The sequence below is a fragment of the Stenotrophomonas rhizophila genome (assembly GCF_007667275.1).
Lineage (GTDB): Bacteria > Pseudomonadota > Gammaproteobacteria > Xanthomonadales > Xanthomonadaceae > Stenotrophomonas > Stenotrophomonas maltophilia_AE.
The window spans coordinates 1,320,787-1,340,896 of record NZ_VDQT01000001.1 but is presented as its reverse complement, the minus strand read 5'-3'; the positions used below and the strand labels follow the sequence as shown (position 1 = coordinate 1,340,896).

13 protein-coding genes are annotated in these 20,110 nt (G+C 65.7%); 10 read left to right on the top strand and 3 right to left on the bottom strand.

Annotation, left to right across the window (positions count from 1 at the left end; genetic code table 11):
- Positions 1–125: 125 nt before the first annotated feature.
- The 7 genes from FSZ13_RS05800 to FSZ13_RS05770 all read left to right on the top strand — a co-directional run bounded on the left by FSZ13_RS05800 (position 126) and on the right by FSZ13_RS05770 (position 13,123).
- Positions 126–968 (top strand): alpha/beta fold hydrolase, encoded by an 843-nt coding sequence (locus FSZ13_RS05800; RefSeq protein ID WP_260844107.1) that lies wholly within the window; start codon positions 126–128, stop codon positions 966–968.
- Positions 969–1,372: 404 nt separating this feature from the next.
- A complete protein-coding gene (locus FSZ13_RS05795) occupies positions 1,373–1,852 on the top strand; it encodes a hypothetical protein (protein WP_145478419.1) in 480 nt (159 codons plus the stop codon).
- Between the two features lie 24 nt (positions 1,853–1,876).
- The gene (locus FSZ13_RS05790; protein ID WP_145478418.1) at positions 1,877–7,483 is read left to right on the top strand and encodes a calcium-binding protein; all 5,607 of its coding nucleotides are present in this window, start codon (positions 1,877–1,879) and stop codon (positions 7,481–7,483) included.
- A 158-nt stretch (positions 7,484–7,641) separates the two neighbouring features.
- Positions 7,642–9,807 carry a type I secretion system permease/ATPase gene (locus FSZ13_RS05785; protein WP_145478417.1) on the top strand — a complete coding sequence of 722 codons (2,166 nt, stop codon included), beginning with the start codon at positions 7,642–7,644 and terminating at the stop codon, positions 9,805–9,807.
- Entirely contained in the window at positions 9,804–11,225 is a 1,422-nt protein-coding gene (locus FSZ13_RS05780; protein WP_145478416.1) for an HlyD family type I secretion periplasmic adaptor subunit, read from the top strand. Before FSZ13_RS05785 ends, FSZ13_RS05780 begins: the two co-directional genes overlap by 4 nt.
- A gap of 83 nt (positions 11,226–11,308) precedes the next feature.
- Positions 11,309–12,190: an SDR family NAD(P)-dependent oxidoreductase gene (locus FSZ13_RS05775; protein ID WP_145478415.1), complete on the top strand. Its 882-nt coding sequence runs from the start codon at positions 11,309–11,311 to the stop codon at positions 12,188–12,190.
- 48 nt (positions 12,191–12,238) lie between these two features.
- The gene (locus FSZ13_RS05770) at positions 12,239–13,123 is read left to right on the top strand and encodes a LysR family transcriptional regulator (RefSeq protein ID WP_145478414.1); all 885 of its coding nucleotides are present in this window, start codon (positions 12,239–12,241) and stop codon (positions 13,121–13,123) included.
- Between the two features lie 22 nt (positions 13,124–13,145).
- On the opposite strand, the gene FSZ13_RS05765 is transcribed toward FSZ13_RS05770, so the two are convergent.
- From FSZ13_RS05765 to FSZ13_RS05755, 3 genes are all read right to left on the bottom strand, one after another.
- Positions 13,146–13,328, bottom strand: coding sequence for a hypothetical protein (locus tag FSZ13_RS05765; protein ID WP_145478413.1), 183 nt, complete (start codon positions 13,326–13,328; stop codon positions 13,146–13,148).
- Complete coding sequence (locus tag FSZ13_RS05760) at positions 13,325–14,461, bottom strand: PepSY-associated TM helix domain-containing protein (RefSeq protein WP_145478412.1); 1,137 nt, start codon at positions 14,459–14,461, stop codon at positions 13,325–13,327. The genes FSZ13_RS05765 and FSZ13_RS05760 overlap by 4 nt, the downstream gene beginning before the upstream one ends.
- 66 nt (positions 14,462–14,527) lie before the next feature.
- On the bottom strand, positions 14,528–16,624 hold the full coding sequence (locus FSZ13_RS05755; protein WP_145478411.1) for a TonB-dependent siderophore receptor: 2,097 nt from the start codon (positions 16,622–16,624) through the stop codon (positions 14,528–14,530).
- Positions 16,625–16,796: 172 nt separating this feature from the next.
- Here FSZ13_RS05755 and FSZ13_RS05750 point away from each other — a divergent pair, with 172 nt between their 5' ends.
- The 3 genes from FSZ13_RS05750 (at position 16,797) to FSZ13_RS05740 (ending at position 20,062) form a co-directional block, all read left to right on the top strand.
- Positions 16,797–17,015, top strand: a complete 219-nt coding sequence (locus FSZ13_RS05750; protein WP_260844090.1) for a hypothetical protein — start codon at positions 16,797–16,799, stop codon at positions 17,013–17,015.
- A gap of 135 nt (positions 17,016–17,150) precedes the next feature.
- Positions 17,151–18,128 (top strand): DUF4105 domain-containing protein, encoded by a 978-nt coding sequence (locus tag FSZ13_RS05745; RefSeq protein ID WP_145478568.1) that lies wholly within the window; start codon positions 17,151–17,153, stop codon positions 18,126–18,128.
- The gene (locus FSZ13_RS05740; RefSeq protein ID WP_145478410.1) at positions 18,125–20,062 is read left to right on the top strand and encodes an esterase/lipase family protein; all 1,938 of its coding nucleotides are present in this window, start codon (positions 18,125–18,127) and stop codon (positions 20,060–20,062) included. Before FSZ13_RS05745 ends, FSZ13_RS05740 begins: the two co-directional genes overlap by 4 nt.
- Positions 20,063–20,110: the final 48 nt, after the last annotated feature.

Here is a 20,110-nt window from a genome sequence, read left to right as displayed (position 1 = left end):
AGCTGGACACGCTGACGCTCACCCGCCGCCAGGTACTGCAGGCGGGCGCTTCGGCGCTCGCCGTGATGGCGTTGCCGGGCTTTGCCGCAACGCGCACCCATTCGCCCCCACCGGAAACCACGCACATGTCCGAGAATTTCGTCACTACCCAAGACGGCGTCCGCATCTTCTACAAGGACTGGGGCCCGCGCGATGCGCAGCCCATCGTCTTCCACCACGGCTGGCCGCTGTCCTCGGACGACTGGGACGCGCAGATGCTGTTCTTCGTGCAGCACGGTTACCGCGTGATCGCGCATGACCGTCGCGGCCATGGTCGTTCGGCCCAGGTCAGCGACGGGCACGACATGGACCATTACGCCGCCGATGCATCGGCAGTGGCCGAGCACCTGGACCTGCGCAACGCCGTGCATATCGGCCATTCCACCGGCGGCGGCGAAGTCGCGCGGTACGTGGCGAAGTACGGCCAGCCGCAGGGCCGCGTCGCCAAGGCGGTGCTGGTCAGCGCGGTGCCGCCGCTGATGCTGAAGACCGCCGCCAACCCGGGCGGCCTGCCGATCGAAGTGTTCGACGGCATCCGCGCCGGCGTTGCCGCCAACCGCGCGCAGCTGTTCCTGGACTTCCCGACCGGCCCGTTCTACGGCTTCAACCGACCGGGTGCCAAGGTGTACCCGGGGGTGATCCAGAACTGGTGGCGGCAGGGCATGATGGGCAGCGCCAAGGCCCACTACGAGGGCATCAAGGCGTTCTCGGAAACCGACCAGACCGACGACCTCAAGGCGATCACCGTGCCCACGCTGGTCATGCACGGCGACGACGACCAGGTGGTGCCGATCGCCAACGCAGCGCTGCTCTCGGTGAAGCTGCTCAAGAACGGCACCCTGAAGGTCTACAAGGGCTACCCGCACGGCATGCTGACCACGCACGCTGATGTGATCAACCCGGACCTGCTGGCCTTCATCAAGTCCTGAGGCGACCCCGGCGCACGGGGCCGGGAGCCCCGTGACGCCACGCCGGCGCATGGCCTGGGTGTGTTTGCCGACCACGCCCACGCCGCAAAACCGGACATGAGTCACTGTTCCTCGCCACCGGCATCACGTGTCACCGAACTGTCCTTGACACCCCCGTTTCGACGGCCGCAGAATCGGCGAACTTGCGAAGTATCCCGGCAAGAATGACGATCACGGAGATCCATATGGCACAAGGAATGTGCGTATCCTGCCGATGCGGCAGCGGCATCCCGTCTTGGGCGCTGCCTTCTCAACGCTTATCCATCGCCGGCGGCCTGGTATCGGGCTCGATTCGTCAAGCGAGCTTTTCGGCGATGGCGCATGGATCAAAGACCAGACATGCTCATTGACCTCAGCATGCGTGATTGCGTGCCACGGAAATGCAGCCAATCACTTTCCAGGGCGATCCAATGTCATTTGTAAATGAGTTCATCTCCAAAGAAGACTGGGTGAAATACGGGATCGACGAGATCGATGGCAGGTTCGTCGTAGGTGGAGCGAAGTCGCCGCACTGGGCGATTGATCGAGGACAGGACAGTTATCTTCGCCAGGTTGCCAATGGACGCGAGGAATTCAGCAACGAGCAGACCTACACTTTCCTGTGGCGGGGTCACATGCTTTTCGTCAAACTGCGCCTGCTGGCAAACAGCGGAAATCGCGAAGGTGAAGGGTGGGTGCATTATGAACTGATGCACCTGGGATCCCCCGGGCAGCAGGGCTTGGCGCCGGAAATCGAGCCGATGCGTGCCGAGATACTGTCTGACCTCAAGGCTGCATTGACCGCGTACAAGGCTGGCGGCGTGTACTCCACCTGGACATCCGCGACCGTCACTCTCGACGTCTGATCAACACCAAGCAAGGACGCTTACATGACTACCCTGACGGCCGCTGAGGCCATCGAGCTGCTGCGCAGCAATCCTGGCGCTTATTCGACGCCAGACGCACTGAACGCGCTGGCGGCGCAGGTTGATATCTCCACGCCCGGCAGCGTTACCGTCATCTACAGTGGAAGCAGTGGCAGCGGCATCTCGGCAAACAGCATCGTGCTGGGGATGATGCTCAATGGCGATGACGTACGGGTAATAAACCGGACGCCGGCCGCTGTCTTCCTTGAGTCTGCCGATTTCAAGGCGGCCGCTGCGAGAGCGTTCGGTGTTCCTTTGGCGGATGTGGATACCAGGGGAACCCCGGTGAACACGTGGCTCTATGACCCGGCGGTGGGTCCGTGGGCTGAAACCTCGGCACGATTCGCCAGTGCCACGGTAGGCGAGGTCCGCACCCTGACGGGCGGCGCAGACCCTTCACGAGTCTTCGGCAGGACCGAACTGCCCATATTGCTGGCCAACCCGAACATCACGACCGTGGATGGCATCCCGCTGTCCAATCTCAGGACGTTGAGCCAGGCAGACGCCTTCCGGGCGATCTCCATGCAGTCCGACGCCTTCACCTCGTCCATCAAAGTGTCCGTTGATGCCAACGGTCACCCGGTCGTCCTGCCCGACGGTGCGCGCATCGATACCCGCCCCTTCTTCGCCAGTACCGGGATTGACGGGCACGCGCCACCGATCATCACCGCCATGCGCAACGTGTATGAGTTCATTCCCAGCGAGCGCTGGGCGCAGCACGAAGCAAACTCCGGCGCGTGGATCCGTCAGGTGCATGCTGATTACGCTGCACAGGCGGGATTGATGGGCGCCGAGAATGCAGCCTTGCGCGCGGCGGCCGCCAAGACGTTGAATCGTCTCGGCGTGGCTGGCGACGCATTGGCACTGGGTCTGGTGGTGATGCAGGCCAATGCAGCCTACGCCGCGGGCAACACAACCGAGGGCAATCGCCTTATCGCCGAATGGGGCTTCGACTTCGCTGGCGGACTGGCCGGCGGCCTCATCGCGGCTGAATTGACCGCGAGCGCACTTGCCCCCCTGTACCTCGCCGGTCCGGCCGGCGCGCTGGCAGCAGGAGCGCTGACGCTGATCGCCGGCATCACCGGCGCAGTCGTCGGCGGTGCCGCCATGAAGGCGTGGGCGGCCGAGGTAGGCCTGCTTGGGGCCACGCCGCCGCGGCGCGATCCGTTGGTACTGGACCTGGATGGGGATGGCGTCGAAACCACCAGCAGCCGCGACGGCACCGTCGTGGTGTTTGACCACGATGGCGATGGCATCAAAACCGGCACGGGCTGGGTGCGTCCGGATGACGGCTGGCTCGCGAGGGACCTGGACGCCAACGGGACGATCGATTCGGGTCGTGAGCTGTTTGGCGTGGACACGGTGAAGCGGAACGGCCAGTTGGCGACGGATGGCTTCGACGCGCTGAGGGAACTGGATGCCAATGGCGATGGCAGGGTGGATGCGCTTGATCCCGCGTTTGCCGGCCTGCGCATCTGGCGTGACGCCAATCAGGACGGTATCTCCCAGGCAGGTGAGCTGAGCTCGCTGGCCGACAACGGCATTGCGTCGATCAGCGTCACGTCGACGCCTGGCAACATCGACCTGGGGAACGGCAATGTACAGTCTGCGACCGGCACGTTCACGCGGACAGACGGCAGCAGCGGCGGAACGGGCGAGGTAGATTCGACTACCGCCAACCTTGATCTGCTGGTGGACACGTTCTACCGCGAGTTTACCGACAAGCCGCCACTGACCGACCAGGCACTGGCGTTGCCCGACATGCGGGGTTCCGGGCTGGTGCGTGATCTGCGCGAAGCGGTCAGCCTCTCGCCAGGGCTGGGCAACCTGGTCCAGGACTACGCTGACCAGACCACCCGTGAGGCGCAGCAGGTCCTGCTGGATGAGCTGCTGCGGGCCTGGGCCGACACGTCGCAGATGAAGTCGCTCAAGGTCCAGGCCGAGCAGCTCGCGGCACAAGGCGTCAGTGTCACCTACGTGCTGGACGGAGTGGCAGCCGGTAGCGCCGAGTACAGTGCATTCATCGCCAAACTGGGCATCGTCGAGCGCTTCATGGGCTTTACCTATGGTACCGCGGCAGGTGGCATCCGCCTGGCGCCGCTGACGGCGAGCGACGGTGCGATGACGGTGACGCTCAGCAAGACCCAGATCGAGAACATCGGCCTCGCCTACGATCGATTCAAAATCGACGTCTACACCTCGCTGTTGCCGGCTACCCGACTGGGCAGTTACTTCCAGGCCGTTGGCCTGAACCTTGCGGATGGCCAGACGTCGCTGGATTTCATGCCGGTGGAAGCCGCGTTCCGCTCTGCCATCGCGGCGAATGCTGCAGCTGCGGCCGTCGATCTGGTGGAGTTTGTAAACCTGGTGGGCGTGGACCGATTCGCCCAATCTGGATGGAACGCCTTCGGGTTCATGGTCGACCAGTTGGAAAAGCTGCCTGACAGCGCAGCATTCAAGGAAACGTTGCAGACCTGGGATGTCACCTTTGCAGATGCCACCAGCCGTGCGATCAAAGGCGGCGGCCGTGCCGACCTGGCAATAGGTACCTCCGGCGCCGACAGCCTGAAGGGCGGAGCGGGCGACGACATCCTTATTGGAAAGTCCGGCAATGATCAGCTCGAAGGAGGGGCTGGTGACGACACGTATGTGTTCGGGATCGGGTGGGGCAGCGACCGCATCTACAACGATGACTCGCGTTCCAGCCGCCGGGACATCATCCGTTTCACCGACGGCATACGGGCGCAGGACATCACACTGCGTCGTTCCGGCGATGTGCTGGTCGTACAGCATGCCAACGGTGATCGCATCGATGTCACTCATCATTTCATTCAGGAGGGTGACGGTGTCTATCGCGTGGATGCAATCGAGTTTGCTGACGGAACCGTCTGGGACAGTGCGGCCATCAAGTCAGCGGTGCTGCAGCCTACTGCCGGAGCGGACGTCCTGAGGGGCTATTCCACGGACGATGCGTTGTCGGGTGGGGACGGCGATGATCAACTGTATGGAGCCGCAGGAGACGACGTCCTCTTCGGCGACGCGGGCAACGACAGCGTTGACGGTGGTCTGGGAGATGACGTCCTCGACGGTGGAGCGGGCAATGACCAGCTTGCCGGCGCGCAGGGCAACGACACCTACGTCTTCGGCAGCGGCTGGGGTCAGGACCGTATATACAACGACGACGGTGGCGCCGGGCGCAGGGATGTCATCCGCTTCACCGAAGGCGTGCTTGCGCAGGACATCTCGCTCCGCCGCGCCGGCAATGCCCTGCACCTGACCCATGCCAATGGCGATCGGATCGAGGTCGCTCACTATTTCCTGGATGAGGCGGCCGGCGTGTACCGGATCGATGAGATCCAGTTCGCCGACGGCAGCCTCTGGGATGTCGCGACCGTTAAAGCCGCCGTCCTGGCGGCTACCGCGGGCAATGACACCCTGGAGGGTTACGCGAGCAGTGACACTATTTCGGGCTTGGGTGGCGACGACACGATCAGTGGCAACGCTGGCGCCGACACGTTGTCCGGTGATGTGGGCAATGACACGCTTCAGGGGGGCTCCGGCAACGACGTGCTCGACGGCGGGGCCGGAAACGACTACCTGTTGGGCGGATACGGTGACGACACGTATGTGTTCGGTCGCGGTTGGGGCCAGGACAGGATCTACAACGACGACGGTGCCTCCGGTCGTAAGGACGTCATCCGCTTCTCGGCGGGGGTACTCGCAGCGGATATCCAGCTCCGCCGCTCCGGCAACGCGTTGATCATCACCCATGCCGACGGTGATCGGATCGAGGTGACGCACTACTTCCTGGGTGAGGGTGCAGGGGTGTACCGGATCGATGAAATCCAGTTCGCCGACGGTACTGCGTGGGACGTGGCGGCGGTCAAGGCGGCGGTCATTCCATCCACCGGTACCGCCGGCAACGATACGATCCAGGGCTATGCCACTGACGACGTGCTTTCCGGTGGTGCGGGGGACGACAAGCTGTACGGCAACGGCGGCAACGACATCCTCGCCGGCGACGGCGGCAAGGATACGTTGTATGGGGGCGTCGGCGACGACATTCTCAACGGCAGCGAAGGAAACGACTATCTTTCCGGCGACGCGGGTAACGACACCTACGTATTTGACCTTGGCTGGGGCCAGGACAGGGTCTACAACGACGACGGAAAAGCCGGTCGCCGCGACGTCATCCGCTTCACCGATGGTGTTGCCGCCCAGGACATCTCGCTGAGTCGTTCGGGAGACGTGCTGCTGCTGACGCATGCAAATGGCGACCGGGTCGAAGTCACGCACTACTTCATCGGCGAGGCAGCGGGTGTTTACAGGATCGATGAGATCCAATTTTCTGACGGTACGCTCTGGGATGTTGCTGCAGTGAAGGCCGCAGTGCTCAAGCCAACCCAGGGCGGAGATACACTGCAGGGATATGCCAGCAACGATACGATCTCGGGCCTGGCAGGTGATGACAAGATCACCGGCAACGCGGGCAACGATATCCTGCACGGCGATGCAGGAAATGACACGCTGTATGGCAATGCAGGCGATGACGTGCTGAACGGGGGCGAGGGCAACGATCAGCTTGAGGCCGCTGCGGGCGACGATACGTATGTGTTCGATGCTGGCTGGGGTCAGGATCGCATTTACAATGACGACGGCCGCGCCGGGCGCAGGGATGTCATTCGTTTCACTGCCGGGGTGCTGGCGGAAGATATCACCATGAGCCGCTCGGGCAACGTCCTGCTTCTCACCCATGCCACTGGCGACCGGATCGAGGTGGCGAACTTCTTCATGGGTGACGGGGCAGGGGTCTACCGGGTCGACGAAATTCAGTTCGACGATGGCACTGCCTGGGATATCGAAGCCATCAAGGCAGCGGTGGTGCAAGGTACTGCCGCCGGTGAAACCCTGCAGGGCTATGCCGGGAACGACACGATCCACGGTCTGGCGGGGAATGACAAGCTCTACGGTAATGCAGGTAACGATGCTTTGCTCGGCGGGGCTGGAAATGACTCGCTCTACGGCGGCGCCGGCGCAGATGTGCTTGACGGCGGGGAGGGCAATGACCAGCTTGAAGCCGCTGCCGGCAACGATACGTACGTATTCGAGCTGGGTTGGGGACAGGACCGGATCTACAACGATGATTCGGCCAGCGGACGCAGGGATGTGATTCAATTTGGTGAAGGAATCCTCGCCCAGGACTTCACCGTGCGCCGCTCGGGCAACGTTCTTCTGCTGACCCATATCAGTGGTGATCGGGTCGAAGTTGCCAACTATTTCATAGGCGAAGGAACCGGGGCCTACCGCATCGATGACATTCAGTTCGCCGACGGGACGCACTGGGACGTTGCCGCCGTCAAGGCAGCCGTTGCTGCCCCTGCAGCTGCGGCGAATACTGCCGCATCCCGCGAGGTGGCGTCTCTTATCGAGTCGATCAGTGCGTTCCACGGATCGTCACTCGCCCCAGGGGAGACCGGTCTGCAGGACGCCACCTCCGCGACGCCATTGCTGGCAGGGGCGGGCAGCGGCAGCTCCCTGCTGACGCGACACCATGGCACGGTGTTGATGTAACCCGGGACCCGTGCCGGCCCGGTAGCCTGCTCGAAACTGAGGCGTAGTTCTCGGTCTCAACGGCTGAACACCCGGTGTGTTGACAACACACCGGGCCCGGGTCAGTCTCCGCCGAAGGGGCACGCGCACTCATCGTGAAGCTGCGCAACAGGGATGACATGTCACAGGGAAATGCGGCGCTGTCGGTCGTGGGTGATGAGGTGGAAGGTACACAGGCGGACAGTCTGGCATTACGCGGACTGGTCCTGCTTGCGCAGTTCCACGGTATTGCCGCCGATGCGGAACAACTGGCGCATGAGTGCGCTGCCGACTACGGGCAGGTGGACGACACCACGCTGGTGTTGCTGGCGCGTCGCCTGGGCCTCAAGGCCAAGCTGACCACGCCGCCGGCGGAACGACTGGCCATGGCCAACCTGCCCGCGCTCGCGCTGGGCCACGACGGCGATGCCTTCATCATCGCGCGCATCAACGCCGACCAGGCATTGATCCACGACCTGCGCGCCAAGCGCCCGCTGACGGTATCGCTGGAGCAGCTGCACGAACGCTATCAGGGTCGCCTGCTGCAGGTGGCCTCGCGCGCTTCCGTGCTGGGCGAACTGGCGCGCTTCGATTTCAGCTGGTTCATTCCCGCCGTGGTGAAGTACCGAAAACTGCTGCTGGAAGTGTTCATTGTCTCGTTCTTCATCCAGCTGTTCGCCCTGGTTACGCCGCTGTTCTACCAGGTGGTGATGGACAAGGTGCTGGTACACCGCGGCCTTACCACGCTGGACGTGATTGCGATCGGCCTGGTGTCGATCGCGGTGTTCGACGTGGTGTTGAGCGGCCTGCGGACCTATGTGTTCGCCCACACCACCAGCAAGATCGACGTTGAACTCGGCGCGCGGTTGTTCCGGCACGTGCTCGCGCTGCCGCTGGCGTATTTTGAATCGCGTCGGGTCGGCGACACCATTGCGCGCGTGCGCGAACTGGAAAACATCCGAAATTTCCTCACTGGCCAGGCGCTGACCTCGGTGCTGGACCTGTTCTTCACCGTGGTGTTCCTGGCGGTGATGTTCCATTACAGCGGCTGGCTGACCCTGATCGTGGTGCTCTCGCTGCCGGTGTACGCGTTGATTTCAGCGGGCATCACCCCGGTGTTGCGCAAACGGCTGAACGACAAGTTCGCGCGCGGCGCCGACAACCAGTCCTTCCTGGTGGAAACCATCAGTGGCATCGGCACGGTCAAGGCGATGGCGGTGGACCCGCGCGCGACCCGCACCTGGGACAACCAGCTGGCCGGCTACGTGGGCGCAGGCTTCGGCGTCACCAAGGTCGCCACCCTCGGCCAGCAGGGCGTGCAGCTGGTGCAGAAGCTGGTGGCGGTGGCGATCCTGTTCTGGGGCGCGAAGATGGTGATCGACGGCAAGCTCAGCCTGGGCCAGCTGATCGCCTTCAACATGCTGTCCGGCCAGGTCGCCGCGCCGATCATCCGCCTGGCACAGCTGTGGCAGGACTTCCAGCAGGTGGGCATTTCGGTCGAGCGGCTTGGCGACATCCTCAATACCCGCACCGAGCTGCCCGGCAGCCGCCTGGCACTGCCGCCGATCAAGGGCCGCATCACCTTCGAGCGGGTGGCGTTCCGCTATCGCCCGGATGCGCCGGAGGTGTTGTCCGGGATTGAACTGGATGTCCGCCCCGGCGAAGTGATCGGCATCGTGGGTCGATCGGGCTCGGGCAAGAGCACGCTGACCAAGCTGGTGCAACGCCTTTACACACCGGAACGGGGGCGCGTGCTGGTGGATGGACAGGACCTGGCACTGGCCGATCCGGCGTGGCTGCGACGCCAGCTGGGCGTCGTGCTGCAGGAAAACTTCCTGTTCAATCGCAGCGTGCGGGAAAACATCGCGCTGAGCGACCCCGGCATGCCGCTGGAGCGGGTGATCCAGGCCGCGACGCTGGCCGGTGCGCACGACTTCATCGCCGCGCTGCCGGAAGGCTATGACACCAAGGTCGGTGAGCACGGTACCGGCCTTTCCGGCGGGCAGCGCCAACGTATCGCCATCGCACGCGCGCTGATCACCGACCCGAGGATCCTGATCCTGGATGAGGCCACTAGTGCGCTGGACTATGAGTCCGAGCACGCGGTGATGACCAACATGCGGTCGATCTGCAAGGGCCGCACGGTGATGATCATCGCCCACCGCCTGTCCACGGTGCGGCACGCCAACCGCATCGTGGTGGTGGAGAAGGGGCAGATCGTGGAAAGCGGCACCCATGACGAACTGGTGGCTCGTCCCAATGGCCACTACGCGCGCCTGTACCGCCTGCAGCAGGGGGTCGCATGAAACACTTTTTCGACGGCGTCGGCGATTTCCTGAAGCGTTACCGCACGGTGTTCGGCAATGCCTGGAAGGTCCGCCGCGAGATGGACCCGCCGCTGCGTGGCGCAGATGAGCGTGCCTTCCTGCCTGCACACCTGGAGCTGATCGAAACCCCGGTCTCGCCTACCGCGCGCTGGACAATGCGGATCATCGTCGGCATGTTCGTCGTGGCCGTAACCTGGGCCGCGCTGGGCAAGCTTGATATCGTGGCGGTGGCACCCGGCAAGACCGTGGTCGATTCCCGGACGAAGGTGGTGCAGCCCAGCGAAGTCGCGGTCGTGCGGCGCATCCTGGTGCGCGACGGCCAGCAGGTGAAGGCCGGCGACCTGTTGATCGAACTGGATGCCACCGCCACCGGTGCCGACTTCGCCAAGGCCGGCGACGCCCTGGCCAACGCGCGCATGACCGCGATGCGCCAGCGCGCGCTTGCCGAGGCCATTGCCAGCGGCAAGCCCCTCCGGTTCGAACCGGTACCCGGGGTGCCCGAGACGCGCGTGGCCGCCGAGCAGGCGCTTGCGCGCAGCCAGCATGAGGCGCTGCAGGCACGCCGGCACAACCTGCAGGCGCTGATCGCGCAGCGCCGCGCGGAACTGGAAACCACCCAGGCCAGCATCCAGCCGTTGGACGAGTCCGCACGCATCTCGCGCACCCGGGCCGAAGACTACGCCAAGCTGGTGGAGGGCAAGTACGTGGGCCGCCACGACTATCTGCTGCGCGAACAGGAGCGCATCGCCGCCGAGCGCGACCTTGCCACCCAGCGCAACCGGGTGCAGGAAATCCGCTCGGCGTTGCTGGCTGCCGACGAAGAGCTGCGCGTACTGGTCACCGATTTCCGCCAGCAGACCCTGGACGGCCTGCGTGCGGCAGAAGAACAGATCGGACAGATGAACCCGGAAGTGTCCAAGGCCGGCCAGCGCGACCGGTTGATGACGCTGCGCGCGCCGGTATCCGGAACGGTGCAGCAGCTGGCCGTGCACACGGTGGGCGGCGTGGTCACCCCGGCCCAGGCCCTGCTGGTGGTGGTGCCCAGCGAGGAAGCACTGGAAGTTGAGGCCACCGTGCTGAACAAGGACATCGGTTTCGTACGTCCCGGCCAGCCGGTGACGGTGAAGGTGGAGAGCTTCCCGTACACCCGCTATGGCTACCTGACCGGCAAGGTCGTGAGCGTGTCGCACGACGCAGCACAGGATGAGCAGCTCGGACTGGTGTTCCCGGCCCGGGTGAAGCTGGAGCGCGCTACGCTGGACATCGATGGGGTGGAGGTCCGGCTGAGCGCGGGCATGAGCCTCAGCGCGGAGATCAAGACCGGCAAGCGGCGGGTGATCGATTACCTGCTCAGTCCCTTGCAGCAGCACGGCGGCGAGTCGCTGCGCGAGCGCTGAGCCTGGCGCGATACCGCAGGCGTATCGCAGCCCCCTGCAACCCGTATTGGCCTTGAACGGCGTCGCTCCGCGATGCTTTAGGGATGCAGAGGCACAAAGACGTTTCCTTCGAGGGCCAGGTCGGGTTGGTCACCGGCGCGGCCAGTGGCCTTGGCCTGGCTTACAGCCGCCTGCTGGCGCAGCGCGGGGCGCGGGTGGTGATGCACGATGTCGGCGCCGGGCTGGATGGGCACGGCCACGACCCGCACCGGATCGACGCCACCGTGGCGCTGCTGCGCGGCACCGGGCTGGACGTGCATGCCGCGCACGCAGCCATCGACGAGCGTGAGGGCTGCCGGGCACTGATGGCCGACATCCTCATGCGCCATGGCCGGATCGACTTCATCATCCACAATGCCGGATGGGTGGAGTACCAGCAGATCGACGTGCTGGAGGAAGGCCGCTTCGACCACATGATGACCATCGCGGCCAAGGCGCCGTTGTGGCTGGCCGAAGCCGCCTGGCCGTCGATGCAGGAAAACCATCACGGCCGTATCGTGCTCACCACCTCCGACCGCGCGCTGTATCCGCAGTACGTGCAGAAGGGCCTGGCGGCCTATGCGGCGGCGAAAATGGCGGCCGTGGGCATCGTCAACGTGCTCGCCGCCGAAGGTGCGCCGCACAACATCGTGGTCAATGCGGTTTCACCGGTGGCCAAGACCCGCATGTGGGGTGTGGAAGGCGAGCCGGACGAACTGCACCCGGACGCGGTGGCCCCGGGCGTGGCCTTCCTGGCGTCGGCGGCGTGCCGCGAGGGCGGTTGGATTCTGCGCGCCAGCAATGGGCAGTTCCATGCCACCCGCAGCGTGGAAGCCGAGGACGTGGCGTATCCGCGCGACCTGCGGGCCACGACGGCAGAGAGCATCGAGGACATCGCCGCGCAATGGTCGCGCATCGCGCAACCTACGGTCGAACCACGCAGCTAGCCCGGCGCACGGCATACTGATGCGGTTGCCCGCTTCGTGTACGTGCCCATGGTCGATCTCCGCCTGCTTCGCCAGTTTGTTGCCGTCGCCGAGGAACTGCATTTCCATCGCGCCGCTGCGCGGCTGCACATGTCGCAGCCGCCGCTGAGTGCGGCCATGCACAGGCTGGAAGATGAAATCGGCAGCGCGCTGATACTGCGCGGCAACCGCACGCTCGGCCTGACCGCCGCCGGTACGGTGCTGCTGGCCGAAGCGCGCCTGCTGCTTCAGCAGGCCGACCACGCGTTGACTGCGACCCGCGACGCGGCGGCCGGACGCAACGGCAGCGTGCGCCTGGGCTACGTCGGCAGCGCCTTGTATGGCCGGCTGCCGGGCGTGATCCGCGGCTTCCGCCAGGCCAACCCGGCGGTACGCCTGGAGCTGATCGAAGCCACCTCGGCACGCCAGGTCCAGATGCTGCGCGAGCAGCGCCTGGACGTGGGCGTGGTGATCCCGCCGGTGTTCGACGCCGAGGACATGCGGCTGCACGGCTTCGATACCGACCGGCTGGCGATCGCGCTGCCGCGCACGCATCGGCTGGCCTCGAGCGGGCCCGTGGACATTGCCGCGCTCGCCGACGAAGCGTTCGTGCTATGGCCGGCGCGCGAGGGCAGGGGCTTCCACTCGCAGGTGGTGCGTCTGTGCGCGGCGGCCGGCTTCACCCCGCGCGTGGTGCAGGAAGCGCATGGCATGCACGCGGTGCTGTCGCTGGTTGCGGTGGAAGCGGGTATTTCAGTGGTGCCGGCCAGCATGGCCGGGTTCCGCAGTGCGGAAGTGGCCTATCAACCGCTGGCGGGGGCAGAGGCCGCGTTCGAGCTGCAGCTGTGCCTGCGCGCGGATGAAGCGTCGCCCGCGCCACTCAACTTCACCCGCCACGCAGCCGAGCACCGGTAGTGCCGACCGTTGGTCGGCACCGTCACCGTGTCCGCTTCACCCAGGCCCGCACCACCAGCCCGATCAGCGCCGCGAAGACGACCCACGACACCACATCGAACACACCATCGCCGACCAGCGCGCTGACCAGTCCCAGTACGCTGGCCGCGGCAATCCACGCCGGTGCGGTGAACGGACTGCCGGTGGGCGGGGACGGGCGGCTCATGCGGCGCCTCCGGTCTTCTCGGCGCGTTCGATCTCGGTCACCCGCGCCTCGGTGCTGCCGCGCTTGAACCACAGGTACAGGCCGCTGACCAGCACCGCGATGGTCAACAGATCCAGCAGCGCCCACAGGATCTTCAGCGGCAGCTTGCCGTAGTCGCCGAAGTGCAGCGGCTGGCTGAGCAGCAGCACGCTCATGTAGGTGGGCAGCTGCGGCTGCGCGGTGAGTTCGCCGCTGGCCGCATCGATCAGCACCGGGCGATACAGGCGTTCGGTCAGCGGCGTGTTGCCCTGCATGAACACCCCGTAGTGGTGGTCGCCGCTGTAGCCGGTTCCGGGGAAGCTCACGAAGGCCGGGCGCATGCCCGGCTCGGCGGCGCGCGCGGTATCCACCGCCGCCTGCAGCGGGGCCAGCGTGGTCGGGCGCGGCTGGCCGGCGTAGCGGGCGGCGAACTCGCCCAGCTGCTGGCTCTGCCATGCCGTTTCCAGCGGCTTGGCAATGGTGTTGATGGCGCCGGTAATGCCTACCACCAGCGCCCAGCCCAGCGTCACCACGCCGATCACGTTGTGCAGGTCCAGCCAGGCCAGGCGGCGGCTGCGCCCGGTGCGCAGGGTGCCGAAGCGCTGGCGGCGCATGAACGGGCCATACAGGACCAGGCCGGAGATGATCGCCACTGCGAACAGCAGGCCCATCGCGCCCATGAACAGCATGCCCGGCAGGCCAAGGAACAGGTCGGTGTGCAGGCGGTACAGGAAGTACATCACCCCTTCGTTGAACTGCGGCGCAGGCAGCACCTCACCGCTGACCGCATCGAGCAGCGCGGTTTTCATCTGCGGCGGCGGGGTCGCCGGCTCGGTGCCGGTGTTGACGTAGACGGTGTTGCCTTCCCAGTCCCAGCCGACGAACAGCGGCACGTTAGCGGGGTATTGGGCGAGGGCGGTGCGCACCTGCGCGTCCAGGTCGCGGTGCGCTGCCTGCGGCTGCGGGTTGTCGACGTGGGGTTCGCTGAGGTGTGCGATCTCCTCGCCGAACACCAGCGGCAGGCCGGTGATGCACAACAGCAGCAGGAACAGCGTGCAGATCAGGCTGGTCCACTTGTGGACCAGGAACCAGGCTTTGATGGTGGAACGTTGCATTGGGTTCTCTGGCGGCGGCTGGAGATGAAGGTGGCCCGGTTGCCGACCAACGGTCGGCACTACCGTTTAGAAGCGGTAGCTGATGGTGCCGGTCACGGTGCGCGGGTTGCCGGTGAAGCAGTCACCAAAATTGCGGCAGGGCGCGAAGTACTTTTTGTCCGACAGGTTGGTGATGTTCAGCGCCATGGTCCAGTCGGTGACCTGGATCTCGGCCAATGCGTCGACCAGGGTGTAGCTCGGGGTGCGGATGAAACCGCCGAAGCCCAGCGACTGGGTGTTGCCGACATAGCGGCCGCCCACGCCCAATCGCAGGCGCGAGACGTCGTCAAGCTGGAAGCCCTTGGCCAGCCATAGTGAGGACAGCTCCTGCGGGGTGTCGTTGAGGCGCTGGTTCACTTCCATCTCGAAGTTGCTCCGGGTCACCTTGGCCCGGTTGCGCGAATACGCCGCGGTCAGGGTCAGGTCGTTGGCGAAGGTGAACTGGCCTTCCAGCTCGACGCCCTTGGACTCGATCTCGCCGGTCTGCACCACATTGAGCGGGTTTTCCGGATCGTTGGTCTGGCGGTTGGTTTCGGTGATGCGGTAGGCCGAGGCGGTGACCAGCATGTTCGCGGCCGGCTGCCACTTGACGCCGCCTTCCCACTGGTCGCCCTGCATCGGCTTGAAGGCGTTGCCGTAGATGTCCTGGCCGGTCACCGGCAGGAACGATTCGCTGTAGCTGATGTACGGCGATACGCCGGCACCGATCTCGCCGATCAGGCCGGCGCGCCAGGTGGTGGCGTTGTCGGTCTGGCTCGGCAGCCCCTCGGTCTTGCTGCGCGCGTGGTCGCGGCGGGCGCCGAGCACCAGCGACACGCGGTCGGCCCAGCGGATCTGGTCCTGCACGTACACACCCAGCTGGGTGGTCTGCTGGTCGGGCAGGCGGTTCCAGCCATTGATGGTCACGCCGCTGGACACCGGGGCGTAGATGTCGATCGGGGTCGGGGTGGCATCCAGCTGCAGTGCCTCCTCGCGGTAGTCGCTGTAGTCCACGCCGGCCAGCAGCATGTGCTGGAAGGCGCCGGTGGCGAAATCGAACTGCAGCGCGTTGTCGCTGGTCAGCGAGCGCACGTCCGGGCGCACGCCATAGGCGTTGCGGTTGACCACGCGCTTGTCGGCGTCGATGAACGGGTCCAGCGGATTGCTGTAGGCGTCCGGGTACAGCTCGCGGAACTCGGTGCTGCCGTCCAGGTAGCGCACCGACGAGCGCAGGCTCACGCTGTCGTTGAAGCGGAAGTCATACAGCGCGGTCACGCTGTACACCCGTGAATCGAGCTTGTCGAAGTCCTTGTCGCCGAGGAACGTGGACGGGTCCAGGCGCGGACGACCGGCAGGAGCGTTGAGCGTGGCCACCACCGGCAGGAACTGCTGGCTCGAGGCGGTCCGGTCGTGCTGGTAGCTGGTGAGCACGGTGAGGTTGCTGCGCTCGCCGCGCCAGCTGATCGAGGGCGCGAGGTAGATCCGGTCGTCATCGATTTCGTCGGTCTGCATGCCGCTGTCGCGGACCAGGCCGACCACGCGACCGGCCAGGGTGCCGGCGTCGTTCAAGGTACCGCCCACGTCGCCCTGCAGCTGCTTGCGGTCGAAGGTGCCCAGCTGCAGCCCGACCTCACCGTGCAGGTCGGTGTAGGTGGGACGCTTGGTCATGGCATTGATGATGCCGCCGGTCGCGCCGGCGCCGTACAGCACCGACGAAGGACCGCGCAGGACTTCCACGCGTTCCAGGCCGTAGACCTCGGTCCGCGCCAGCGGGCTGAAGCCGTAGCTGCGGCGCAGGCCGTCCACGTACTGGACCGGGTCCAGGCCACGTACGCTGCTGCCGTCGCCGCGGGTATCCAGTCCGTAGGCGTCGGCGGTGACGCCGGCGCTGTAACGCAGGGTCTCCTGCAGGTTCTGCGCGCCGCGGTCGCTGAACAGGGCGCGGGTGACCACGCTGATCGCCTGCGGGGTCTGGGTCAGCGGGGTCTCGGTCTTGGTGGCGGTACGGGCGCTGTCGGCGACCACGCGGACCGCGTCCAGGGTCCGCGCGGTGTCCACCCCGGTGTCCTGGGCCTGGGCCACGGCCGACGCCAGCAGGGTGGGGACCAGCAGCAGGAGGGGCGAGCAACGCGACAGGGCAGGCATGGCGGCGATTCCGGGGGTGAGGGCCCGGATTATCGGGAGGTGAGGATGCGAACGCAAATAACTCTCAGCTGCATGGCAGGCGGGTTTCATGTCCCTGCCACATCCCCTGCACGATCCCTGCGCGCTTTGGTCCCTAACGTAGACCGTCCCCACCCGCCGCTGGAGACGACCCATGAATACCCTGCAGACTGCCGCCCGGGCGATGCGCAATGGGCTGGAAGAAATGGCGGCGCTGCTCGTCGGGGAGCGTTCGGAAGATCTTCGCCGGGATGACAGCGCCGCGCCGGGCGTGGGGATCCCCATGCCGCGTCGGCTGCCGATCCGCCGCACCCTGCCGCGCACGCGCAAGGGCATGGCCCCCTGGCAGAAGGTCGGCGCAGCCCGCCGCTGAGGCCTCGGCGCCCCCCGGGATCCGTTCCTGAACAGGCAAACAGGATCCACACATCCGTTTGTGGCTAACTAGCGCCCCGACCAAGCGACGGATCGATGTGTGAAGACAGCAGGACGATGGGCGCTGGCGACGCTGATGCTCGCCGCGGCAGTGTGGGTGACCGGCCTGCTGGCCTACCAGCTGCCCGGCCCGGGCTGGTTGAAGGGGGTAGCGCTACTGGCATGGGGCGGTTTTTCGCTGACCACGGCGATCGCGGTCGGGCGCGCCCGTAGCGGCCGCTGGCCCGGACCCGTATTCGTGGCCGCACTCGTGCTGTGCGGCGTCTGGTGGCTGCTGCTCACGCCACGCCAGGACCGCGTGTGGGCCGATGACGTTGCCCAGCGCCTGAAAGTGGTGGAGTTCGACGGCTCGCGGGTGGTGCTGGACAACGTGCGCGACTTCACCTGGCGCAGCGAGGACGACCATGACGTGCGCTGGGAGCGCCGCGAATACGACCTGGACCAGCTGCGCTCGGCCGACCTGGTGCTGTCCTACTGGATGGGCCCGCTGATCGCGCACACGCTGGTCTCGTTCGGCTTTGCCGACGGCCGCCAGCTGGTGTTCTCGCTGGAGATCCGCAAGGAGCGCGGCGAATCGTTCTCGGCACTGGGTGGATTCTTCCGCAAGTTCGAAATGACCCTGGTGGCCGCCGAGGAAACCGACATCGTGCGCGTGCGCAGCAACGTGCGTGGCGAGGACGTCTACCTCTATCGCCTTGCCGGCATGAGCCCCGAACAGCTCAAGGGACTGTTCGTGTCCTACCTGGGTGAAGCGCGCAGGCTGGACGCCGCACCCGCGTTCTACAACACGCTGACCAGCAACTGCACCACCATCGTGTACGAACTGGCCAGGCAGATCGCGCCGGGGCTGCCGCTGGATTACCGGCTGCTTGCGTCGGGCTACTTCGCCGAATATGCGCGCGACCTGGGCGTGCTCGCCCCGGGCGTGGACTTCGCCACGCTGAAGGCGCGCGGTCGGATCACCGACCGCGCGCGGACGGCGGGCGACGACCCCCGCTTCTCGCAGCGGATCCGCCAGGGCGTGCCCGGCATCGACGCAGGGTCGCAGCCATGAGCCGGGCAGTGCTCCGGCAGCTGCCGATGCTGGCCGTGGTGGTCGCGCTGCTGCTTTCGAGCGGCTGTGCGATGGTCACCATGAAGCAGGTCTCGCCAACCGATTACCTGGCCAACAAGCGCGGCGACGTGCTCACCTCGGGTCGCTTCAGCATGGCCTCGCAGGAAACGCTCAGCGTGATCGGGCTGGACGTGGCGTTGTGCGAAAAGGACATCGCGATCTGCGAAAAGACCTTGAAGGAAACCTCGGACCTGCCGGAGGAGCAGCGGCTGTCGGCGCTGTCCGAGTTGTGGGTGAAGAATGCGCTGGCGCTGACCCCCAAACCGAAGGATCGTGAAAAGACCCCGATGTCCGACGCAGCGCTGGATGCGTGGCTCGAGGCAGCCCGGTACGCCTACGCCTACCTGTTCTTCAGCGGGCGCACGCCTTCGGACCGGGCGTTCGAAGACCGCCAGACCCAGGTGCGCGATTACTACAACTACGCCGCCGAGCAGACCGCCACGGTGGTGTTCAAGCGCAGCCGCGAAAGCGCGCTGGAAGGCGAGGATTACAATGCCGCGGTGGCCGGCGAGCGCTGGACGCTGACCTCCGACTTCGACGCGCTGCGCCTGACCAGCATCCCCACCACCATGGTGTCGGCCTCGTCGGTGAGCTTTGCCGGGCTGCGCAGCACCTACCGGCGCGATGGTTTCGGTGCCGAGCTGGTGGTGGTGATGGACCCGCCCAAACTGGTCGCGCCGGTGGACGGCGAGAAGGTCGAGATTCCTCAGTACAGCGAAATGTCCTCGATCAACGCCACCGCGTTGTTGCGCTTCAAGGGCGACACCCTGCAGCAGGTGCTGGACACCACCCAGGTGCTGTTCGACGTGTATTCGCCCGAATCCACCGAAAGCGTGGACCTGCATGGCGAGAAAGTTCCACTGGCGGGCAACTTCACCGCGGCGTACGGCATGTGGCTGGCGCAGTCCGGGTTCGCCACGCAGTCGCTGCGCACGCTGTTCGGGCTGAGCGAGGGCATTGCCGGACCGCACATGTACCTGATGCAGCCGTGGGACCCGAACCGCCGCATCATCTTCATGCTGCACGGCCTCGGCAGCAGCCCGGAGGCCTGGGTCAATGTGGCCAACGAGATCCTGGGCGATCCGGAACTGCGCCGGCATTTCCAGGTGTGGCAGGTGTATTACCCGACCAACGCGCCGATCGCGCTCAACCGTTACGAGATCGACCAGGCGTTCGACAACACGCTGCGTCATTTCGATCCGAAGGGCACCGCGCCGGCATCCAGGGACATGGTGTTCATCGGCCACAGCATGGGCGGCGTGCTGGCGCGGCTGCTGGTCACTGATTCCGGCGAAATCCTCTGGGACCAGTTGCTGGCCAACTACGACCTGAAGGGCGAACGGCTCAAGCGCGTGCAGGCCAAGCTGGGGCCGTTGCTGCATTTCGATGCGGAACCCAACGTGGAGCGCGCGATCTTCATCGCCGCGCCACACAAGGGCACCGATATCGCCGGCAACCGGGTAGGGCGCTTCATCGGCCGCCTGGTGCGCCTGCCGATCACCCTGCTGGGCAAGTTCGAGGACGTGTTCCAGACCCTGCAGCAGGCCGAAGTGCAGTCGGCGCAGGCGACCCGGCTGCAGATCCCCAACAGCATCGACAACCTCAAGGCCAGCGACCCGTTCGTGAAGGCATCCGCCGCGTTGCCGATCATGCCGGGCCTGAAGTACCACTCGATCATCGCGCAGCGCAAAGCCAGCGTGCCGCTGGAGCAGTCCGACGATGGCTTGGTGCCATACTGGAGCGCGCACCTGCCGGGCGCGGTGTCGGAGAAAGTCATCATCTCCGGCCACAGCGTGCAGGAAACCCCGCAGGCGGTCCTGGAAATCCGCCGCATCCTGCGCGAAGACCTCGAACAGGTGGATCCCCAGCCGTAGAGCCACGCCCTGCGTGGCTGCGTGGACCATGGCGAAAGGTAGCCACGC

Bases quoted from the DNA above. Each gene is read 5' to 3' on its own strand.
- FSZ13_RS05800 (WP_260844107.1), top strand. From the start codon at position 126: ATGTCCGAGAATTTCGTCACTACCCAAGACGGCGTCCGCATCTTCTAC.
- FSZ13_RS05790 (WP_145478418.1), top strand. From the start codon at position 1,877: ATGACTACCCTGACGGCCGCTGAGGCCATCGAGCTGCTGCGCAGCAAT.
- FSZ13_RS05785 (WP_145478417.1), top strand. From the start codon at position 7,642: ATGTCACAGGGAAATGCGGCGCTGTCGGTCGTGGGTGATGAGGTGGAA.
- FSZ13_RS05780 (WP_145478416.1), top strand. From the start codon at position 9,804: ATGAAACACTTTTTCGACGGCGTCGGCGATTTCCTGAAGCGTTACCGC.
- FSZ13_RS05775 (WP_145478415.1), top strand. From the start codon at position 11,309: ATGCAGAGGCACAAAGACGTTTCCTTCGAGGGCCAGGTCGGGTTGGTC.
- FSZ13_RS05770 (WP_145478414.1), top strand. From the start codon at position 12,239: ATGGTCGATCTCCGCCTGCTTCGCCAGTTTGTTGCCGTCGCCGAGGAA.
- FSZ13_RS05765 (WP_145478413.1), bottom strand. From the start codon at position 13,328: ATGAGCCGCCCGTCCCCGCCCACCGGCAGTCCGTTCACCGCACCGGCG.
- FSZ13_RS05760 (WP_145478412.1), bottom strand. From the start codon at position 14,461: ATGCAACGTTCCACCATCAAAGCCTGGTTCCTGGTCCACAAGTGGACC.
- FSZ13_RS05755 (WP_145478411.1), bottom strand. From the start codon at position 16,624: ATGCCTGCCCTGTCGCGTTGCTCGCCCCTCCTGCTGCTGGTCCCCACC.
- FSZ13_RS05750 (WP_260844090.1), top strand. From the start codon at position 16,797: ATGAATACCCTGCAGACTGCCGCCCGGGCGATGCGCAATGGGCTGGAA.
- FSZ13_RS05745 (WP_145478568.1), top strand. From the start codon at position 17,151: ATGCTCGCCGCGGCAGTGTGGGTGACCGGCCTGCTGGCCTACCAGCTG.
- FSZ13_RS05740 (WP_145478410.1), top strand. From the start codon at position 18,125: ATGAGCCGGGCAGTGCTCCGGCAGCTGCCGATGCTGGCCGTGGTGGTC.